This window comes from Actinoallomurus sp. NPDC050550, assembly GCF_040655075.1.
GTDB lineage: Bacteria > Actinomycetota > Actinomycetes > Streptosporangiales > Streptosporangiaceae > Actinoallomurus.
Genome location: NZ_JBFAJC010000007.1, coordinates 149,975 through 166,534, shown reverse-complemented (window position 1 = coordinate 166,534; position 16,560 = coordinate 149,975). Strand labels below are relative to the sequence as shown.

The following is a 16,560-nucleotide window of genomic DNA, read 5'->3' as shown; positions in this document are numbered from 1 at the left end:
CACTACCGGACACGTGTCCGCTTAGCCAGTCGCCGAGCAGAGGAACGATGGACTCAACCCGCCGCCGGGCCGACGCGGCCGACAATCGCGCGCGGATCATCCGCGTCGCACGAGAGGTCATCGCGAACGCGGACGAGGTGAAGCTCAACGCGATCGCGAAGCAGGCGGGGGTCGGCCAGGGAACCCTCTACCGCCATTTCCCGACACGCGAGGACCTGCTCGCCGAGGTCTACCGGGAGGACGTCGACGAACTCGTGGCGGCGGCCCCGGCGCTGCTCGCCGAACACGAGCCGCTCACCGCGCTGGCTCGCTGGTTCGACCGAGTGGTCGAATACGCGGAGGTCAAGCGTGGGGTGTTCGCCGCGGTCGAAGCGTCGGTGGGGCAGGACCTCTCCGCCCACGGCCTCGGCCCCATCGGCGACGCGCTGACCGCGCTCCTCGCCGCCGGCAAGGCCGAAGGGACTGTCCGCCCAGACGTCGACGCCCGCGACGTCATCCTCCTCATCGGCTATCTGACCCGCCTCGAGCAGGCCGAGTGGGACACCCGCGCCCGGCATCTGCTCCACGTCGTTCTCGACGGACTGCGTCGTCACGAGTAGCCCGCCACGGCAGGACCCGGTGATCAGCGCGCGACAGTGACGACGATCTTGCCGATCTGGGCGTTCGACTCCAGGTACCGGTGGGCCTCGACGATCTGCTCCAGGTCGAAGGTGCGGTCCACAACGGGCCGGAAGGCGCCCGAGCGCAGCCCGGAGGTCACGAAGGCCGCAGCCCGGCGCAGCCGCTCGGGTCGTCTCGTCGTCTCGTACAGCGTGTAGGTGCGCATGCTCAGCGCGGGCATGCCGAGGTCGAGCCCCGGATAGGGGGTCGGCTCGCCGCTCAGCGCGCCGTACACCAGGTGCATGCCCTCGTCGGCGACCACCTTGGCCAGCTCCATCACGCCGGGACCGGCGACCGCGTCGAAGACGAATTCGGCGCCCCGCCCGCCGGTCGCCGCCAGCACCCGCTCGACCACGTCCTCCGACTCAGTGACGATCACCTCCGCCGCGCCCTCCTTCAGCAGCGCCTCCCTCTTGGCGGTGGTACGGGTGAGGGCGATCGGCGTGGCGCCGATGCGGCGGGCGACATGGATGGCGGCCAGCCCCACGCTGCTGGACGCGGCGTTCAGCACCACCGTGTCTCCGGGGCGCATCCCGCCGACCTCCACCAGCGCGCCGTACGCCGTGACGTACGGCATCCACACCGCCGCGCCCTCGATCGCGCCGAGCCCATCGGGGCGGCGCACCACCGCCGCGGCGGGCACGATCGCCTGTTCGGCATAGACCCCGTAGTCGTTCTGCGAGAACGCGGGCACGGTGCTGACCGGCTGCCCGGGCCGCAGCCCGGTGATGCCCTCACCGACCGCCTCGATCATGCCGGCGGCCTCGGTGCCCAGCCTGGCGGGGAACCGCTTCACCGGCTCGATGTAGTGGCCGCTCCGGAACAGCGCCTCGGCCCTGTTCAGGCCGATCGCGTCCACCCGGATCCGTACCTCGCCCGGCCCCGGCTCGCCGACCTTCAGGTCCTCGAGCCGTATCACCTCGGGGCCGCCGAGCTCGTGGAACCGCACCGTCCTGGTCATCGCGTCGTCCTTCCGTGACGTCGTGGTGCCCCAACTCAAGCGCGAAGTTACGATCGCTGTCAAACTTCGATCGTCATCGTACTTAGTTGGCCGCGCGACCGTGCGGCGCCGCCTCCGGCCTCAGGTGCGGGGCGTTCGACATTCGCATGGCCAATTCCATGGCCACGCGCCATTCCCGTTCCCCGGCCCGGATCAACGCCGTCGTGTCCGCCGATTCGGTAGCGCATTCAATCCGTCAATCGCGCCGAGCCACGCCGGTCGGGGCGACCGGCCGCCGAAAATCGCGTGCGCCGCCCGGGGTGCCGCGTTCATACTCATGACCTGGTACGACCGGTCGTCGCATCCCACCCGAGCGCAGAAAGGAACAAGCCCATGGCCACCACCACCCGTCTGGATCTGGCCAAGGTTCGCAACATCGGGATCGTGGCCCACATCGACGCGGGCAAGACGACGACCACCGAGCGCATTCTTTACTACACCGGCGTCTCCTACAAACTCGGCGAGGTCCATGACGGTAATACGACAATGGACTATCTGCCGCAGGAAAGGGAACGCGGCATCACGATCACGTCCGCCGCGACCACCTGTCACTGGGCGCTCGACGGCACCGATCACCTGATCAACATCATCGACACTCCCGGGCACGTCGACTTCACCGTCGAGGTGGAGCGCTGCCTGCGGGTGCTCGACGGCGCCGTGGCGGTCTTCGACGGGGTCGCCGGCGTGGAGCCGCAGTCCGAGACCGTCTGGCGTCAGGCCGACAGGTACGGCGTGCCGCGGATCTGCTTCGTCAACAAGCTCGACCGCGCCGGCGGAGACTTCCACCGGTGCGTCGGCATGATCGCCGATCGGCTCGGGGCGGTGCCGCTGGTCGTCCAGTTGCCGATCGGGGCCGAGGACGGCTTCACCGGCGTCATCGACCTCGTCCGGATGAAGGCGTACGTCTGGTCCGCCGAGGCGAGCCTCGGCGAGGCGTACGACCTCGTCGACGTTCCGGATGCGCATCGCGCGGCCGCCCGTGAGTGGCGCGGCAGGCTGCTGGAGACGGTCGCCGAGTACGACGACGAGGCCATGCGGCACTACGCGGACGGCGTCGAACCGTCCGAGGAGTCGCTGTACGCGGCGATCCGGCGGATCACGATCGCGTCCGGCAGGTCGGCGGGCGTCACGGTCACACCGGTGCTCTGCGGCACGGCCTTCAAGAACAAAGGCGTGCAGCCGCTGCTCGACGCGGTCGTTCGGTACCTGCCGTCCCCACTGGACGACGAGCGGGAAGTCGCCGTCCGGCCGTCCGAGGACGAGCCACTGGCCGCGCTGGTGTTCAAGGTCCTGACCGACGCGCACCTCGGCAGGCTGGCCTTCGTCCGGGTCTACGCCGGCCGCCTCGAGCCGGGCGGCACGGTGCTCAACTCCGTCAAGGGCAGGAAGGAGAAGGTCGGCAAGCTCTACCGGATGCACGCCGACAAACGGCTGGAGCTGGAGTCGGCGGGTGCCGGTGACATCGTCGCCGTCATGGGGCTGAAGGACACCACGACCGGCGAGACGCTGTGCGACGGCCGGAACCCGGTGGTCCTGGAGTCCATGGACTTCCCGGACCCGGTCATCGAGGTGGCCATCGAGGCCGTGGCCCGGCGCGACGGGGAGAGACTTCGGCTCGCGGTCCGCCGGCTCGCGGAGGAGGATCCGTCCTTCACGGTACGGACCGGGGAGGAGACCGGCCAGACCGTCATCGGCGGGATGGGCGAGCTTCACCTGTCGATCGTCGTCGACCGGCTGGAACGCGAGTTCGGCGTCGAGACGACGGTCGGCCGGCCGCGGGTCGCCTACCGGGAGACCATCCGCAGGCCGGTCGAGAAGGCCGAGTACACGCACAAGAAGCAGACGGGAGGAAAGGGGCAGTTCGCCAAGGTCCAGCTCTCCATCGAACCGATCGCGGACGGCTACGAGTTCGTGAACAGGGTCACCGGTGGGCGTGTCCCGAAGGAGTTCATCCCCGCGGTGGACGCCGGCTGCCAGGACGCGATGCGGGTCGGCGTCGTGGCCGGCTACGAGATGACGGGCGTGCGCGTCACGCTCCTCGACGGCGCCTTCCACGAGCAGGACTCCTCCGAGCTCGCGTTCCATCAGGCCGGCTTCCACGCGTTCAAGGAGGCCGCTCGCCAGGCCGCTCCGGTGCTCCTGGAGCCGGTCATGGCGGTCGAGGTCACCACGCCCGACGACTACACGGGCGAGGTGATCGGTGACCTGAACGCGCGCCGTGGCCACATCCAGGCCATGGACGAGCGGTCCGGCGCCCGGATCGTACGGGGGCTGGTGCCGCTGTCGGAGATGTTCGGCTACGTCGGTGATCTCCGTAGCCGGACCTCGGGACGGGCGAGCTACTCGATGGAGTTCGACTCGTACGCCGAGGTCCCGCGTCACCTGGCCGAGGAGATCGGCGTACGAGCCTGACCGTACGGGCGTTCCGCCGCGGTCCCGCGGTGGAACGCCCGGCGTTTCCGGCGGCGTCACGAGCCTCGGCGAGGCACGGTCCCGTCTGGAAGGCAGGCGACGTCTCCCCCGCGAAGGGGAGGCGGATCACCGGCTGTTCACACCGCAGAGGGTCCTGCCCGATCGGCGTCTCCGCAAGGCTCGCCAGGGTCACATCGGCTCGACGGGGAGTGCTGGTTCGGATGGTGCGAGATCTGGCGGGACCGCCGGTAGGCGTGGGCGCGCGCTGGAGCGCCGCGCGCAGGATCGCCGGTTACGGCGCGGCGCTCAGCATGGGGTCCTACCTGGTCGTCAAGGTCATCTGGGTCGTCGCGGCGTTCATCGGCCGCGCCCCGGAGGGTTTCGGCACCGCCGACTGGGTGGTGCTGAACGCCGTCACGGTGGCGATGTCGACGACTGGGGTCGGACTCGGGCTGGCGCTGGCCCAGCGGTGGGGACGCCGACTGCCCGCCGCTCCGGTGGTCTTCTTCGCGTGGGTGGGGGCGGGCTTCCTCGTTCCCATGATTCCGTACATGGTGGCCGAGGGCCTCCTCGGCACGTTCGGGGCCGACCTGGGCGGTGGGCAGGACAAGTCCGGTTCGGCGCCGCAGTGGGAGACGGTGCTCATCTCGATCGGGTTCGCGGGGATGGCCGTCGGGCTCGCGGTGGCGCTGCCGATCTATCTGCGGGAGCGGTGGCCGCGTGCCTTCCTCGGCCGGCTCGGACGCGGCGAGACCGGCGCGTCGTCACTCGTCAGGGCGGCGCTCGCCGTGACCGTCGGGCTGGGCGTGCTCTGGTGCTTCTGGGGCATGGGCGGGACGCTGGGCCTCGATCCGGCCCATCGCGACCACTGGGATCTCAATGGACGGCTGCTGAACGCCAGTTCGGGACTGTGGGCCCTGCTGGGTGCCTGGAGCGTGTGGGCGCTCACGCGCGGGCGGCCCGCCGGGCTGCGGCGGTGGATCCCGACGACCCTGGCCTTCGCGGCGTCGGGCTCGCTCTTCGCGTGGAGCGGCTGGAAGCTGCCGATGGTGATCCTGCGGCCCGGGGGCTTCACGACCGCCGAGTACACCGGGGTGGCGGTCGCCGAGCACGCTCTCGGCATCGCCGCCGGCCTGACGCTGCTGACGGCGGTCCTGCGGATCGTACGGAGAGAAGGCCCCGAGGGCGGCTGACCGCCCCCGGGACGGGTTCAGCCGTGGGAGAGGCAGGTCGTGGTGGTGGCGTGGGCGGGGTCGAGGGCGTTCTCGACCTCGTGCAGCACGACCGGGTCGAAGGCCATCGCGGCGTGCTCGGAGATGTCGACCGGGCAGAGGTTCTGCACGGTGACGTTGCGGACGCCGGAGCCGCTGAGGAACTGCGTGCCGTACGGCGTGACGACCTCGTCGTACTTGGTGGCGATGACGGTGTAGGAGACGCCCGGGACCGTGTCGCCGCCGGCGTTCAGCCTGGTCAGCAGGGCCGATCCGACCATCTGGTCGACGCAGGCCGGGCAGCCGGCGTTCAGGAGGTCGAGCGCGCCCGGGTAGGAGGACGCCAGGGCGGCGAGGCCGTCGAGGGTGGTCCCATGGTTGGAGGGGGCCAGCCCGACGAGGGCGTGCACCTTGGCCGCGCCGCCGAGGAACCGCAGGTAGTAGCGCGGCATCATGCCGCCCTGCGAGTGCCCGACGATGTCGACCTGGGCGGCGTCCGTGGCGGCGAGGACGCCGGTGACGAACGTCGACAGCTGGGCCGCCGAGTCGGCCACCGGTGCGACGGCGCGAAGGACGGGGACACCAGAGACCTCGCCGTAGGTGAGGGCGAAGACGCAGTATCCGCGCGCGGCGAGGGCGGGGGCCGCGGTGAGCCAGTTGACGCTGCCGTTGGCGAAGGTGCCGTGGACAAGGACCACGGGGCGGGGATGGGCGGCGGTCGGCCGGCACGACCAGTCGTTCGCGCCGGGAACGCCGGGGGCGGCGAGCGCCTTGGCCGCCTCGATGGGGGTGTCCGCGTGCGCGGGGGCGGACAGGACGGCGACGACGACGGTGGAGAGGGCTGCGGCGGCGGTGAGGAAGAGTGTACGGAGGGTGCGGGGGCGTGCGGGCACGGTTCCTCCCGGAGGCGTGGGGGAGCGCCGAAGTGAGTCAGGTCACATAACCGATCACTTATGGGAGGAAGTTACCCGCGGGTTAACTATCTGACCAGAGCGTTACGAATAACGGTCGAGTAACGAATACCGGTGAGTATCCGGTGGGGCGTCGGAAGTGTCCGGCGCCCCACCGGAGCCGGATCTACGGCGGCCGGTCGGCCACCATCTGCCTCAGGGAGGTGTCGCACCCCGACCGGCGTGTGATCAGAGCTGGTCTTAAGCGATCTTGATCGAATCGACCAGCGTCAGATCTGCGTCCGCCCAACCGCCGGGCGCGATGGTGAGGACGGGATCCGTGGCGCAGATCGCGCCTTTGTACCCGTATAGCGGCGCGTAACCGTTGTTGAGGATGCGATGCGTGCCGTACTGGTTGGAGAACGCGTAACAGCCATGCCCGTAGTAAATGGTCGACGGTTGGTCGTTGTTCCAGCCGGCGCCGGGATAGATGCATACGTCCCCGGGTGGGCAGCCGTGCATGGTGGCGGCGTTGGCGCCGGTGGCCGTGATGGTCGCGGGTGCCAGTGCGCTGAGAATGATCCCGATACTGCTCAACCGGCTATGTGGAAACTTCATGATCGGGTCTAGTTGTCGACGAGGTCGATCGAGTTGACCGGCGTCAGGTTCACATCCGCCCAGGCGCCGCCGGATGCGATGTAATACTCGAAGCCCGTGCTGCAGTTAGAGCTCGTGTACCCGTCGGTCGGCGCGTAGCCGGTCTGATTGTTGAGGACGCGATGCGTGCCGTACTGGTTGTAGAGCTTGTAGCAGCCGTACTTGTAGTACTCGTTCGACGGTTGGTCGTTGTTCCAGCCGGCGCCGGGATAGATGCATACGTACCCGGACGGGCAGCCGTGGATGGTGGCGGCGTTGGCGGCGGTGGCCGTGATGGTCGCGGGCACCGCCATTGCGCTGACGATGATGCCGACGGTGCTCAGCCGCCTACCTGGAAACTTCATTTTTCGTCCCCCTGCCTCTGTAGTGGGCTTTGACGGCATTCTGTCGCCGCCGATAACTGGCCCCCTTTTGAAAGGTTGTCTGTGCCCAACTGTCATCGACAAGAAGATTCAGCAAGGACGAAAAGTCCCAGCTAGTGCAGGTGGGACGTCAGCGGATGTCCAGTGCGGTGCCGTACAGACGGCTCACCCGCAGCCGGATCACCAGCCGTTGGTCGGCCACCATCTGCTTCAGGAAGGCCGCCTGCTCCTCTGAGTCCTCGAAGGGCGGGACCATGCCGAGCAGTTCCAGCCCCGTGGGGTCCCCGGGCGTGGTCGTGACGGGGGAGATCTCCGCCGTGCCCTCGGCGACGGCGAACGACCAGTGGTCCTCGCTGCTCACGTAAAGCGCGCTCCGGGGATCCTTCCGCAGGTGCCGCACCTTCAGCCGGTCCGCCGTGGTGCTGATCCGGGCGATGCGCTCCCCGCCGTCCCACGAATACAGGACGGTCGAGAGATGGGGGTGGCCGCTGCTCTTGTTCGTGGCCAGCGCCCCGAACCGGTGCTCGGCGAGGAACCGTACGAGGGCGTCGTCGGAGAGGGCGACGGGGGCGGGGCCGGAGCCGGGGGCGTCGTCGGTGGTGCTCATGGTTCGTGGTCCTCTGTCCAGGGGGGATGGGTGCGGTACGGCGGGTGCGGACTCAGCGGCCGGGGGCGGTGACGGCGGACACGGTGGTGTCGCCTTCCTGGGCGCTGACGGCCGCGGGGACGTCGGTGGGGCCCTCGGCGTCCGTGGCGGCGGCGGTCGTGCCGTGTCGCCGGAGGACCGTCAGGGCGAGGACGAAGGCGACGGCGAGCAGGCCCGCGCCGATGCCGAACGCCAGCTGGAATCCGCCGGTCAGCGCGGACGCCCGGTCGTGCCCGTGCGTCGCGAGCCGGGTGGTGTGCGCGGCCGCCAGCGTGGACAGCACCGCGACGCCGAGCGCGCCGCCGACCTGCTGCGTCGTGCTGAACAGCCCGGAGGCGACGCCTGCGTCGTCGGGGCGCGCGCCCGACATGCCGAGGGCGGTCAGCGCCGAGATCGCCAGGCCGAACCCGCCTGCCAGCAGCATCGTCGGCAGCAGGTCGACAACGTAGTCGGCGTGCACGGGCAGCCGCGTCAGCAGCCCGATGCCGGCGACCAGTAGCGCCAGGCCGGCCAGCAGCACGGTCTGCTCGCCGAACCGCGCGATCAACCGCGCGGAGAGGAGGAGGGAGACGGCCGCGATCATCCCGGCCGCCGGCAGCATCGCCAGGCCGGTGGCGAGGGCGCCGTACCCCTGGACGTTCTGCAGGTACAGCGCGATGAGGATCTGGAACCCGAACAAGGCCGAGACCATCAGGACCTGGATGACGTTGGCCCCGGAGACGTTCCGCGACCGGAACATCCGCAGGGGCAGGAGGGGAGCGGCCGCGGTGGCCTGCCGGAGAACGAAGGCGGCCAGCAGGGCGACGGAGACCGCGCCGAGGAGCAGCGTGGACGGGGCGGCCCAGCCGTGGTGGCTCGTCTGGACGATCGTGTAGACGGTGAGCATCAGCCCCGCGGTGACCAGCAGGGCGCCGATGGCGTCGGCGCCCGCCGCGAAGCCGAGGCCGCGGTCCGCGGGCAGGACCCGGATCGCCAGGAGGAGCGTCGCCACGCCGATCGGCAGGTTGATGAAGAAGATCCAATGCCAGTTGATCGCCTCGGTGAGGACGCCGCCGAGGACCTGGCCGATCGAGGCACCGGCGGCCCCGACGAAGCTGAACGCCCCGATCGCCGTACCGCGTTCGCGCGGCTCGGGGAACAGCGTGACGATCATCCCGAGGCTCACGGCGGAGGTCAGCGCGCCTCCGATCCCCTGGATGAACCGGGCGGCGATGAGCATCTCCTGGCCGGTCGCGAGGCCGCACAGCAGCGACGCGGCCGTGAACAGCACGAGGCCGGCGACGAACACCCGCTTGCGGCCGATCAGATCGCCGAGCCGTCCGGCCAGCAGGAGAAGACCGCCGAAGGCGATCATGTAGGCGTTGACGGTCCAGGTGAGGTTCGCGGGTGAGAAGCGCAGGTCCCGCTGGATGGCCGGCAGCGCGACCGTCACGATGCTGCCGTCCAAGATGATCATGAGTGTCCCGGCGCACAGCGCGATGAGCGCCGCCGTACGCGAGTGGACAGGGGAAGAGGGGTGCATGGTGTCTCCCGGTTCGTAGCAACCGGGTGAGACGCTAGCAGATAGTTTTGTTGTAGACCATCTTCTTTGGACTCACTTTCGCGCCTGGCGGGTCCGCCGTACCGGCCGGTCGCACTCCACCGGCGTCGACAGGAGGCCCTCGGCGAGCCGGGTCAGCGCGCCGACGAGCACGTCCCGCTCGCCCTCGGGGAGCGCCTCCAGGACCTCGCGGTGCACACCGTCGGCGATGCGCGTCCCCTCGGCGACGATCCGCTCGCCCGCCTCGGTGACGGAGATGACCCGCGCGCGGCGGTCCCGGCTCGACGGCCGGCGCTCCGCGAGCCCGGCCTTCTCCAGCTCGTCCACCGTGACGACCATCGTCGTCTTGTCCAGGTCGGAGATCTCGGCCAGCTGGATCTGGGTGCGTTCCTCCTCGAGCGCGTGGAACAGCACGCAGTACGCCCGCGGCGTGATGCCGATCTCCTCGAAGGCGGCGCTCATCCGGGTCGTGAGCACGTGGGCGGTGTGCGTGAGCAGGTACGACATGTCCGGAACGGTCCGAGAGGGTGCGCTGGTCGTCATGCCGCCAATCTAGCAAATACGTAAAGTTGCAGATTATCTATCGGCTTCCGTAACTGGCCGGTCAGCGCATGGTGCGTGGACGGTCAGCGGTCGCGCCGAGGCTTTGGGTCATGGAAACCTCCTCTGCCGAGACCGCGGCCAAGGCCGGCCGCAGGGAGTGGATCGCGCTCTGCGTGCTCCTGCTCCCTCTCCTCCTCGTCTCCATGGACGTGTCGGTGCTGTACTTCGCCGTCCCGTTCATCAGCCGGACCCTGCAGCCGACGAGCACCGAGCAACTGTGGATCTTCGACATCTACGGCTTCGTGCTCGCCGGACTCCTCATCACGATGGGCTCGCTCGGCGACCGGATCGGCCGGCGCCGCCTCCTGCTGCTCGGAGCGCTCGGCTTCGGCCTCGCGTCGGTCGCCGCGGCGTACGCACAGAACGCGGGGATGCTCATCGCCGCCCGAGCCGTGCTCGGCGTCGGCGGCGCGACCCTGATGCCCTCGACGCTGGCGCTGATCCGCAACATGTTCCACGACGAGAAACAGCGCGGCACCGCCGTCGCCGTCTGGTCGGCCGTCACCACGGGCGGCATCGCGCTCGGCCCGGTCCTGAGCGGACTGTTGCTGAACCACTTCTGGTGGGGTTCGGTGTTCCTCATCAACACCCCGGCCATGGTGCTGCTCCTCGTCTTCGCTCCGCTCCTGGTGCCGGAGTTCAAGAACCCGGGGGCCGGCCGGTTCGACCTGGTGAGCTCGGTGCTGTCGCTGGGGGCCGTACTGCCCGTGATCTACGGTGTAAAGGAGATCGCCGCCGGCGGTGTCGACCTCCTGCGGGTGCTGAGCATCGCCGTCGGCCTCGTCGTCGGCGTCGTCTTCATCCGACGTCAGGCCCGCCGCCCCGATCCCATGATCGACCTGGCGATGTTCCGCAACCGGGGCTTCAGCGGGTCGATCCTGACCAACCTCATCGCCATGTTCGCCCTGGTCGGCTTCGCGATCTTCACCACGCAGTACCTGCAGTCCGTGCTCGGCATGAGTCCCCTCACCGCGGCGCTGTGGAGCCTCGTGCCGTCGCTGGGCGTCGGCGTCGCCGCGCCCCTGGCCACCCAGCTCGCCCGCCGGGTGAACCGGGCGTACATCATCGGCACCGGCTTCCTCGTCGCCGCGTTCGGCTTCGCCGGCCTGACCCAGGTACGGGCGGACTCCCCGGTCCTGGTGATCCTCGTGGGGGCCGGCGTGTACGCCATCGGCCTGGCCGTCGTGATGACCCTCGTGACCGACATGGTGCTGGGCGCCGCACCGCCCGAGCGCGCCGGGACGGCCTCGGCGCTGGTGGAGTGCGGCGCCGAGTTCGGCGGCGCCCTCGGCATGGCGATCCTCGGCAGCGTCGGGACCGCGATCTACCGCCACGACGTCACGGGCGCGACGCCCACCGGTCTGCCGCACGACGCGGTGCACGCCGTACGGGAGACGCTGGGCGGTGCGCTCGCGGTGGCCGGCCGACTGCCTGGAGGGGCCGGTGACGTGGTCCGGCGGGCCGCCCGTACGGCGTTCGTCGACGGCATGCACGCCGCCGCGGTCGTGGGTGCCGTGGTCATGGTGGCCGCCGCCGTCCTGGCCTTCGCCGTCCTGCGCCGCGCCGAGATCGCCCAGCCGACCGACCGGCCCACGGCGACGCCGGAGCCGGCGCGCCCCGCCCCCGTCTCCGGGCGCTGAGCACAGCGGAGGGCCGAAGCCCGTCAGTCGTCTTCCAGTGTCCGAGACCGCTGCCTTCCATCGCACCGGATGTGGGTCGTTTCCGGTCCTCCCCCCACACGTCGTGCGTCACCGGGCGACGGGGTGCGTGGCGCTCGTCTCGGCCGACTCCCGGATGGCGTCGAGCAGCCGGTGCAGGCGGACTCCATGGTCGAAGCCCGCAACGCTCCGGCCTCCGTCGCGGATGTCGTCGGCGAGCCGTGCGTAGACCCGGGCGACGTTGCGGGCGGCCTCCGCCGGGATCTCGGCCGGGATGCTCCGGTGGTGCTCCGGTACGGGCAGGTCCTGGTACGGAGTGCCGACCTCCCGGGTGCCGCGCAGCCGAGGCTCGGAGATCTGGATCTGGGCGGACTTCCAGTCGCCCGCCGCGACGACGGTCAGGTCGCCCTCGGTGCCGGCGATCTCCAGAACGGTGCGGTTGTCGCCCACTCTTGCGTCCTCCAGGTGGACCGAGGCCATCGCCCCGCCGGTGAGGACGCCGTGCAGGAGCACCTGGTCCGGGCTGGTGGAGGTCACCGCGTCCCCGGACTCGGCCACGGTGTACCCCGTGCGCTGGACCGCGAGGGCGGCCGCGAGCTCGGTGAAGTCGCCGGCCAGGTACTCCAGGACGTCGAGGGTGTGTCCTCCGACGACCTCGAGCAGGCCCGCGCCCTGCGCCCCGTCGAGCGTGTAGGCCGCCCAGGCGGGGATCCCGCCGGCCGCGCCCTTGCCCCGAACGGCGTGGACGTGCACGGACGTGACGCGGCCGACATACCCCTGCGCGATCAGCTCGCGAGCGTAGGAGACCGCCGGCGCGTACCTCGCCTGCAGCCCGATCACGTCGTGCACGCCGGCGGTCCGGGCCGAGGCCGCGAGGTGCTCCGCCTCCTCGGTGGTCAGCCCGAGCGGCCACTCGCAGTAGACGTGCTTGCCCGCGGCCAGCGCCGCTCCGACGAGCTCGGCGTGGGCGGACACCTTGACCGTCACGACGACCAGGTCGACCTCGGGATGCTCGGCGAGCATGCGGGCGTCGGTGAAGGCGTGCGGGGCGCCGAAGGCGCGGGCCGCCTCTTGAGCGCTCTCCGGACGGCTCGTGCCGACGGCGGTGAGCTCGAACTCCGGCAGCGCGCGCAGTGCGGGGATGTGCGCGGTGGCGGCCCACCCGCGATCGGGGCTCGCGCCGATGACGCCCACGCGGATCCTGTCCATGGTCTACCTCCAACGATAAACGGACGAGGTTGGTCCGCTTAGTGTTCCGGAGCGTACGCTAACCGGACGCGATGCGTCCACTTGTTGCTAGAGTGAACGCGTGAGCGGAACGAGTGCCGCAGTGGACCGGTTGCTGGCCGGTGACGCGGAGCGCCGGCCGAGGGCCGACGCGCGACGCAACGTGGAGCGGCTGGTGGACGCCGCCCGTACGGCGGTCGCGGAGGTGGGGGTCGACGTCACCGCCCACGAGATCGCGCGCCGGGCCGGTGTCGGCATCGGCACGTTCTACCGCCGCGTACCCTCCCGCGAGGCGCTGCTGGAGGCCGTGCTGGCGGAGGTCCTCGACGAGATGATCGAGGTGGCCCGCCGGGCGATGGCCGACCCCGATCCGTGGCGCGGCCTCACCGAGTTCGCCACCGCGTACGTCCAGCTGCGCGCCGCGAGCTGCGGCCTGAACGAGGCGCTGGGCGGAGAGTGCGGCCTCACGCTGCCGCAGCTCGCCCCGCTGCGCGACCAGCTCCGCCTCCTCGTCGGGCACGCCCACGAGGCCGGCGTGCTGCGCCCGGACGTGCCCTGGGAGGACGTCGCCTTCGTACTCGCCTCGGTGACCACCTCCACCCGCACGATCGGCCTGCGGGCCGGCGCGGACCAGTGGCGGCGCAACCTGCGGATCGTCCTCGACGGCCTCCACGCCGCACCCGGCCGATGAGCCAGGAATCCCCGCCGGCCCGCGTGGTCGACGAGCCAGGAACCCACGCCGGGGCCGCGAGGCTGACGAGCCAGGAATCCGCGCCGGGGCCGCGCGGTTGATGACCACCGGGATCGCGCATCGGGGCGCGGCCCGGCGGTAACGGTCAGGGCAGGTGGGCCAGGATGCACGGTGAGTACAAGGTGCCGGGTGGCAAGCTCGTGGTCGTCGACTTCGACGTCGAGGACGCACGACTGCGGAACCTCCGGGTCAGCGGCGACTTCTTCCTCGAGCCGGACGAGGCCCTGAACGCGATCAACGACGCTCTCGCCGGGCTGCCGGTCCACCTGGAGGCGCGGGACATCGCCGCCCGCATCGACGCGCGGCTGCCCGCCGGGACCACGATGTTCGGGTTCAGCGCGGAGGCCGTCGGGATCGCCGTACGCCGGGCGCTGACGGACGCGACCGACTGGCGCGACCACGACTGGCGGCTGATCCACGAGGAGCCGCAGGACCCCGCGCTGCACATGGCCCTCGACGAGGTGCTCACCGAGGAGGTGGCGGCCGGGCGCCGGCCGCCGACGCTGCGGGTCTGGGAGTGGGCGGCCCCGGCGGTGGTGATCGGCAGCTTCCAGTCGCTGCGCAACGAGGTGGACGCCGACGCCGCGCGGCGGCACGGCGTGACCGTCGTCCGCCGGATCAGCGGCGGCGGCGCGATGTTCATCGAGCCCGGCAACACGATCACCTACTCGCTGTACGCCCCCGACGCGCTCGTCCAGGGCATGACCTTCGCCGACAGCTACGCCTTCCTCGACGACTGGGTGCTGGGCTCGCTCGGCGAGCTCGGCATCAAGGCGTGGTACCAGCCTCTCAACGACATCACCTCCGACCAGGGGAAGATCGCCGGAGCGGCGCAGAAGAGGCTCAGCGCGGGCGCGGTGCTGCACCACGTGACCATGTCGTACGACATCGACGCGGACAAGATGCTCCAGGTGCTGCGAATCGGCCGGGAGAAGCTGTCGGACAAGGGCATCGCCAGCGCGAAGAAGCGCGTCGACCCGCTGCGGCGCCAGACCGGGCTGCCCCGATCGGAGATCATCGACCGGATGATCGCGCACTTCGGCGGCCGGTACGGGCTGACCGAGGACCGGCTCACCGCCGATGAGCTGCGCGCGGCCGAGAAGAGGGTGGCCGAGAAGTTCGGCACCCTGGAATGGACGGCCCGCGTGCCCTGACCCGAGGCGGGGGTCCGTGAGACGTGGCCCCGCGTGCTTCGGTTGGATGGTCGTGGAGAGGGCACCCGCTCAAGAGTGCTCGGCTGGATCCGATGAAGGGGAGACAAGGATGTCCGACCATGTTCGGGTGGATCAGACGGAACAGTGGCGGGCGCTGCGGCAGCATCGACGGGAGCTCGGCGAGGCGCCACTGCGCGAGCTGTTCGCGGCCGACCCCGATCGGGGCCGCCGATACGCGATGGAGGTCGGCGACCTCTACATCGACTACTCACGGCATCTGATCACCGACGAGACGCTTCGCCTGCTGCGCGAGCTGGCCGAGGCCCGGAAGGTCGCCGAGCTGCGCGACGCGATGTTCCGCGGCGAGAAGATCAACGTAACCGAGGGCCGCGCGGTGCTGCACCTCGCGCTGCGCTCCCCGCGCGACGCGAGCATCGAGGTGGACGGCGAGAACGTCGTCCCGGCCGTGCACGCGGTGCTGGACAAGATGGCCGCCTTCGCCGAGCGCGTCAGGTCGGGAGAGTGGAAGGGGTACACCGGCAAGCCGATCCGCACGGTCGTCAACATCGGCATCGGCGGCTCCGACCTCGGCCCGAAGATGGCGTACGAGGCGCTGAAGCCGTTCACCGACCGGTCGATCCAGGCCCGCTTCGTCTCGAACGTCGACGGCGCCGACCTGCACGAGAACATCCGCGACCTCGACCCGGCCGAGACGCTCTTCATCGTCTCCTCCAAGACCTTCACGACGGTCGAGACCATCACGAACGCCACGTCGGCGCGCCGGTGGCTGCTGTCCGAGCTGGGCGACGACTCGGCCGTGGCGCACCACTTCGTGGCGGTGTCCACCAACGCCGAGCAGGTCGCCAAGTTCGGCATCGACACGGCCAACATGTTCGAGTTCTGGGACTGGGTGGGCGGCCGGTACTCCGTCGACTCTGCCATCGGCCTGTCCCTGATGATCGCCGTCGGGCCGGAGGGGTTCCGTGAGTTCCTCGACGGCTTCCACCTGATCGACGAGCACTTCCGTACGGCGCCGCCGGAGGCCAACGCGCCGTTGCTGCTGGGCCTGCTCGGTATCTGGTACGACGACTTCCACGACGCGCAGACCCACGCGGTGCTGCCGTACAGCCACTACCTGTCCCGGTTCACCGACTACCTGCAGCAGCTCGACATGGAGTCCAACGGCAAGTCGGTGACCCGCGAGGGCGAGCCGGTGAGCTGGGAGACCGGCCCGATCGTGTGGGGCACACCGGGCACGAACGGCCAGCACGCCTACTACCAGCTGCTGCACCAGGGCACGAAGCTCGTACCGGCCGACCTCATCGGGTTCGCCCGGCCGGTGGAGGAGCTCGGAGAGCTCGCCGAGCAGCACGACCTGCTGATCGCGAACCTGTTCGCGCAGGGTCAGGCGCTGGCCTTCGGCAAGACCGCCGAGGAGGTCGCCGCGGAGGGGATCCCCGCCGCGCAGGTGCCGCACCGCACGTTCCCCGGCAACCGCCCGACGACGACGATCCTGGCCGAGTCGCTGACCCCGTCGGTACTGGGTCAGCTGATCGCGCTGTACGAGCAGAAGGTGTTCGTCCAGGGCGCGATCTGGGACATCAACTCCTACGACCAGTGGGGCGTGGAGCTCGGCAAGGCGCTCGCCAAGCGACTGGAGCCCCAGCTGACCGCCGCCACGGCGGACACATCCGACCTGGACGGCTCGACGGCCGCCCTGGTCGAGCGCTACCGCGCGCTCCGAGGCCGCTGACCGGGCGAGCCTCCGCGGGCGTCCGCGTAGCCCTGG

Annotated in this window: 15 protein-coding genes; 7 read left to right on the top strand and 8 right to left on the bottom strand. The window is 70.5% G+C overall.

Annotated features, from left to right (window positions below; translation table 11 throughout):
* Nucleotides 1-47 precede the first annotated feature (47 nt).
* Entirely contained in the window at nucleotides 48-599 is a 552-nt protein-coding gene (locus AB0I04_RS12775; protein WP_360882848.1) for a TetR family transcriptional regulator, read from the top strand.
* 23 nt (nucleotides 600-622) lie between these two features.
* On the opposite strand, the gene AB0I04_RS12770 is transcribed toward AB0I04_RS12775, so the two are convergent.
* Complete coding sequence (locus AB0I04_RS12770) at nucleotides 623-1,621, bottom strand: zinc-dependent alcohol dehydrogenase family protein (RefSeq protein WP_360882846.1); 999 nt, start codon at nucleotides 1,619-1,621, stop codon at nucleotides 623-625.
* 372 nt (nucleotides 1,622-1,993) lie between these two features.
* Here AB0I04_RS12770 and fusA point away from each other — a divergent pair, with 372 nt between their 5' ends.
* Nucleotides 1,994-4,072, top strand: coding sequence for an elongation factor G (fusA, locus tag AB0I04_RS12765; protein ID WP_360882843.1), 2,079 nt, complete (start codon nucleotides 1,994-1,996; stop codon nucleotides 4,070-4,072).
* Between the two features lie 221 nt (nucleotides 4,073-4,293).
* Nucleotides 4,294-5,265, top strand: coding sequence for a hypothetical protein (locus AB0I04_RS12760; RefSeq protein ID WP_360882840.1), 972 nt, complete (start codon nucleotides 4,294-4,296; stop codon nucleotides 5,263-5,265).
* A 17-nt stretch (nucleotides 5,266-5,282) separates the two neighbouring features.
* Here the strand turns inward: AB0I04_RS12760 and AB0I04_RS12755 are convergent, their stop codons facing one another.
* From AB0I04_RS12755 to AB0I04_RS12730, 6 genes are all read right to left on the bottom strand, one after another.
* Nucleotides 5,283-6,176: an alpha/beta fold hydrolase gene (locus AB0I04_RS12755; RefSeq protein ID WP_360882837.1), complete on the bottom strand. Its 894-nt coding sequence runs from the start codon at nucleotides 6,174-6,176 to the stop codon at nucleotides 5,283-5,285.
* 258 nt (nucleotides 6,177-6,434) lie between these two features.
* On the bottom strand, nucleotides 6,435-6,770 hold the full coding sequence (locus AB0I04_RS12750) for a hypothetical protein (RefSeq protein ID WP_360882834.1): 336 nt from the start codon (nucleotides 6,768-6,770) through the stop codon (nucleotides 6,435-6,437).
* Between the two features lie 29 nt (nucleotides 6,771-6,799).
* Nucleotides 6,800-7,174, bottom strand: a complete 375-nt coding sequence (locus AB0I04_RS12745) for a hypothetical protein (protein ID WP_360882831.1) — start codon at nucleotides 7,172-7,174, stop codon at nucleotides 6,800-6,802.
* Between the two features lie 148 nt (nucleotides 7,175-7,322).
* A complete protein-coding gene (locus tag AB0I04_RS12740) occupies nucleotides 7,323-7,799 on the bottom strand; it encodes a PPOX class F420-dependent oxidoreductase (RefSeq protein ID WP_360882829.1) in 477 nt (158 codons plus the stop codon).
* A 52-nt stretch (nucleotides 7,800-7,851) separates the two neighbouring features.
* The gene (locus AB0I04_RS12735) at nucleotides 7,852-9,360 is read right to left on the bottom strand and encodes a DHA2 family efflux MFS transporter permease subunit (protein WP_360882826.1); all 1,509 of its coding nucleotides are present in this window, start codon (nucleotides 9,358-9,360) and stop codon (nucleotides 7,852-7,854) included.
* 72 nt (nucleotides 9,361-9,432) lie between these two features.
* Complete coding sequence (locus AB0I04_RS12730) at nucleotides 9,433-9,921, bottom strand: MarR family winged helix-turn-helix transcriptional regulator (RefSeq protein WP_360882823.1); 489 nt, start codon at nucleotides 9,919-9,921, stop codon at nucleotides 9,433-9,435.
* A gap of 110 nt (nucleotides 9,922-10,031) precedes the next feature.
* Between AB0I04_RS12730 and AB0I04_RS12725 the strand changes: the two genes are divergently transcribed.
* Nucleotides 10,032-11,621, top strand: coding sequence for an MFS transporter (locus AB0I04_RS12725; protein WP_360882821.1), 1,590 nt, complete (start codon nucleotides 10,032-10,034; stop codon nucleotides 11,619-11,621).
* Nucleotides 11,622-11,729: 108 nt separating this feature from the next.
* Here the strand turns inward: AB0I04_RS12725 and AB0I04_RS12720 are convergent, their stop codons facing one another.
* Entirely contained in the window at nucleotides 11,730-12,848 is a 1,119-nt protein-coding gene (locus AB0I04_RS12720; protein WP_360882819.1) for a Gfo/Idh/MocA family oxidoreductase, read from the bottom strand.
* 100 nt (nucleotides 12,849-12,948) lie between these two features.
* Between AB0I04_RS12720 and AB0I04_RS12715 the strand changes: the two genes are divergently transcribed.
* The 3 genes from AB0I04_RS12715 (at nucleotide 12,949) to pgi (ending at nucleotide 16,524) form a co-directional block, all read left to right on the top strand.
* Complete coding sequence (locus tag AB0I04_RS12715) at nucleotides 12,949-13,557, top strand: TetR/AcrR family transcriptional regulator (RefSeq protein WP_360882817.1); 609 nt, start codon at nucleotides 12,949-12,951, stop codon at nucleotides 13,555-13,557.
* 164 nt (nucleotides 13,558-13,721) lie between these two features.
* Nucleotides 13,722-14,771, top strand: coding sequence for a biotin/lipoate A/B protein ligase family protein (locus tag AB0I04_RS12710; RefSeq protein ID WP_360882814.1), 1,050 nt, complete (start codon nucleotides 13,722-13,724; stop codon nucleotides 14,769-14,771).
* A gap of 109 nt (nucleotides 14,772-14,880) precedes the next feature.
* The gene (gene pgi / locus AB0I04_RS12705; RefSeq protein ID WP_360882812.1) at nucleotides 14,881-16,524 is read left to right on the top strand and encodes a glucose-6-phosphate isomerase; all 1,644 of its coding nucleotides are present in this window, start codon (nucleotides 14,881-14,883) and stop codon (nucleotides 16,522-16,524) included.
* Nucleotides 16,525-16,560 lie beyond the last annotated feature (36 nt).

Bases quoted from the DNA above. Each gene is read 5' to 3' on its own strand.
- AB0I04_RS12745 (WP_360882831.1), bottom strand. From the start codon at position 7,174: ATGAAGTTTCCAGGTAGGCGGCTGAGCACCGTCGGCATCATCGTCAGC.
- AB0I04_RS12725 (WP_360882821.1), top strand. From the start codon at position 10,032: ATGGAAACCTCCTCTGCCGAGACCGCGGCCAAGGCCGGCCGCAGGGAG.
- AB0I04_RS12735 (WP_360882826.1), bottom strand. From the start codon at position 9,360: ATGCACCCCTCTTCCCCTGTCCACTCGCGTACGGCGGCGCTCATCGCG.
- AB0I04_RS12730 (WP_360882823.1), bottom strand. From the start codon at position 9,921: ATGACGACCAGCGCACCCTCTCGGACCGTTCCGGACATGTCGTACCTG.
- AB0I04_RS12740 (WP_360882829.1), bottom strand. From the start codon at position 7,799: ATGAGCACCACCGACGACGCCCCCGGCTCCGGCCCCGCCCCCGTCGCC.
- AB0I04_RS12770 (WP_360882846.1), bottom strand. From the start codon at position 1,621: ATGACCAGGACGGTGCGGTTCCACGAGCTCGGCGGCCCCGAGGTGATA.
- fusA (WP_360882843.1), top strand. From the start codon at position 1,994: ATGGCCACCACCACCCGTCTGGATCTGGCCAAGGTTCGCAACATCGGG.
- AB0I04_RS12710 (WP_360882814.1), top strand. From the start codon at position 13,722: ATGCACGGTGAGTACAAGGTGCCGGGTGGCAAGCTCGTGGTCGTCGAC.
- pgi (WP_360882812.1), top strand. From the start codon at position 14,881: ATGTCCGACCATGTTCGGGTGGATCAGACGGAACAGTGGCGGGCGCTG.
- AB0I04_RS12775 (WP_360882848.1), top strand. From the start codon at position 48: ATGGACTCAACCCGCCGCCGGGCCGACGCGGCCGACAATCGCGCGCGG.
- AB0I04_RS12760 (WP_360882840.1), top strand. From the start codon at position 4,294: ATGGTGCGAGATCTGGCGGGACCGCCGGTAGGCGTGGGCGCGCGCTGG.
- AB0I04_RS12720 (WP_360882819.1), bottom strand. From the start codon at position 12,848: ATGGACAGGATCCGCGTGGGCGTCATCGGCGCGAGCCCCGATCGCGGG.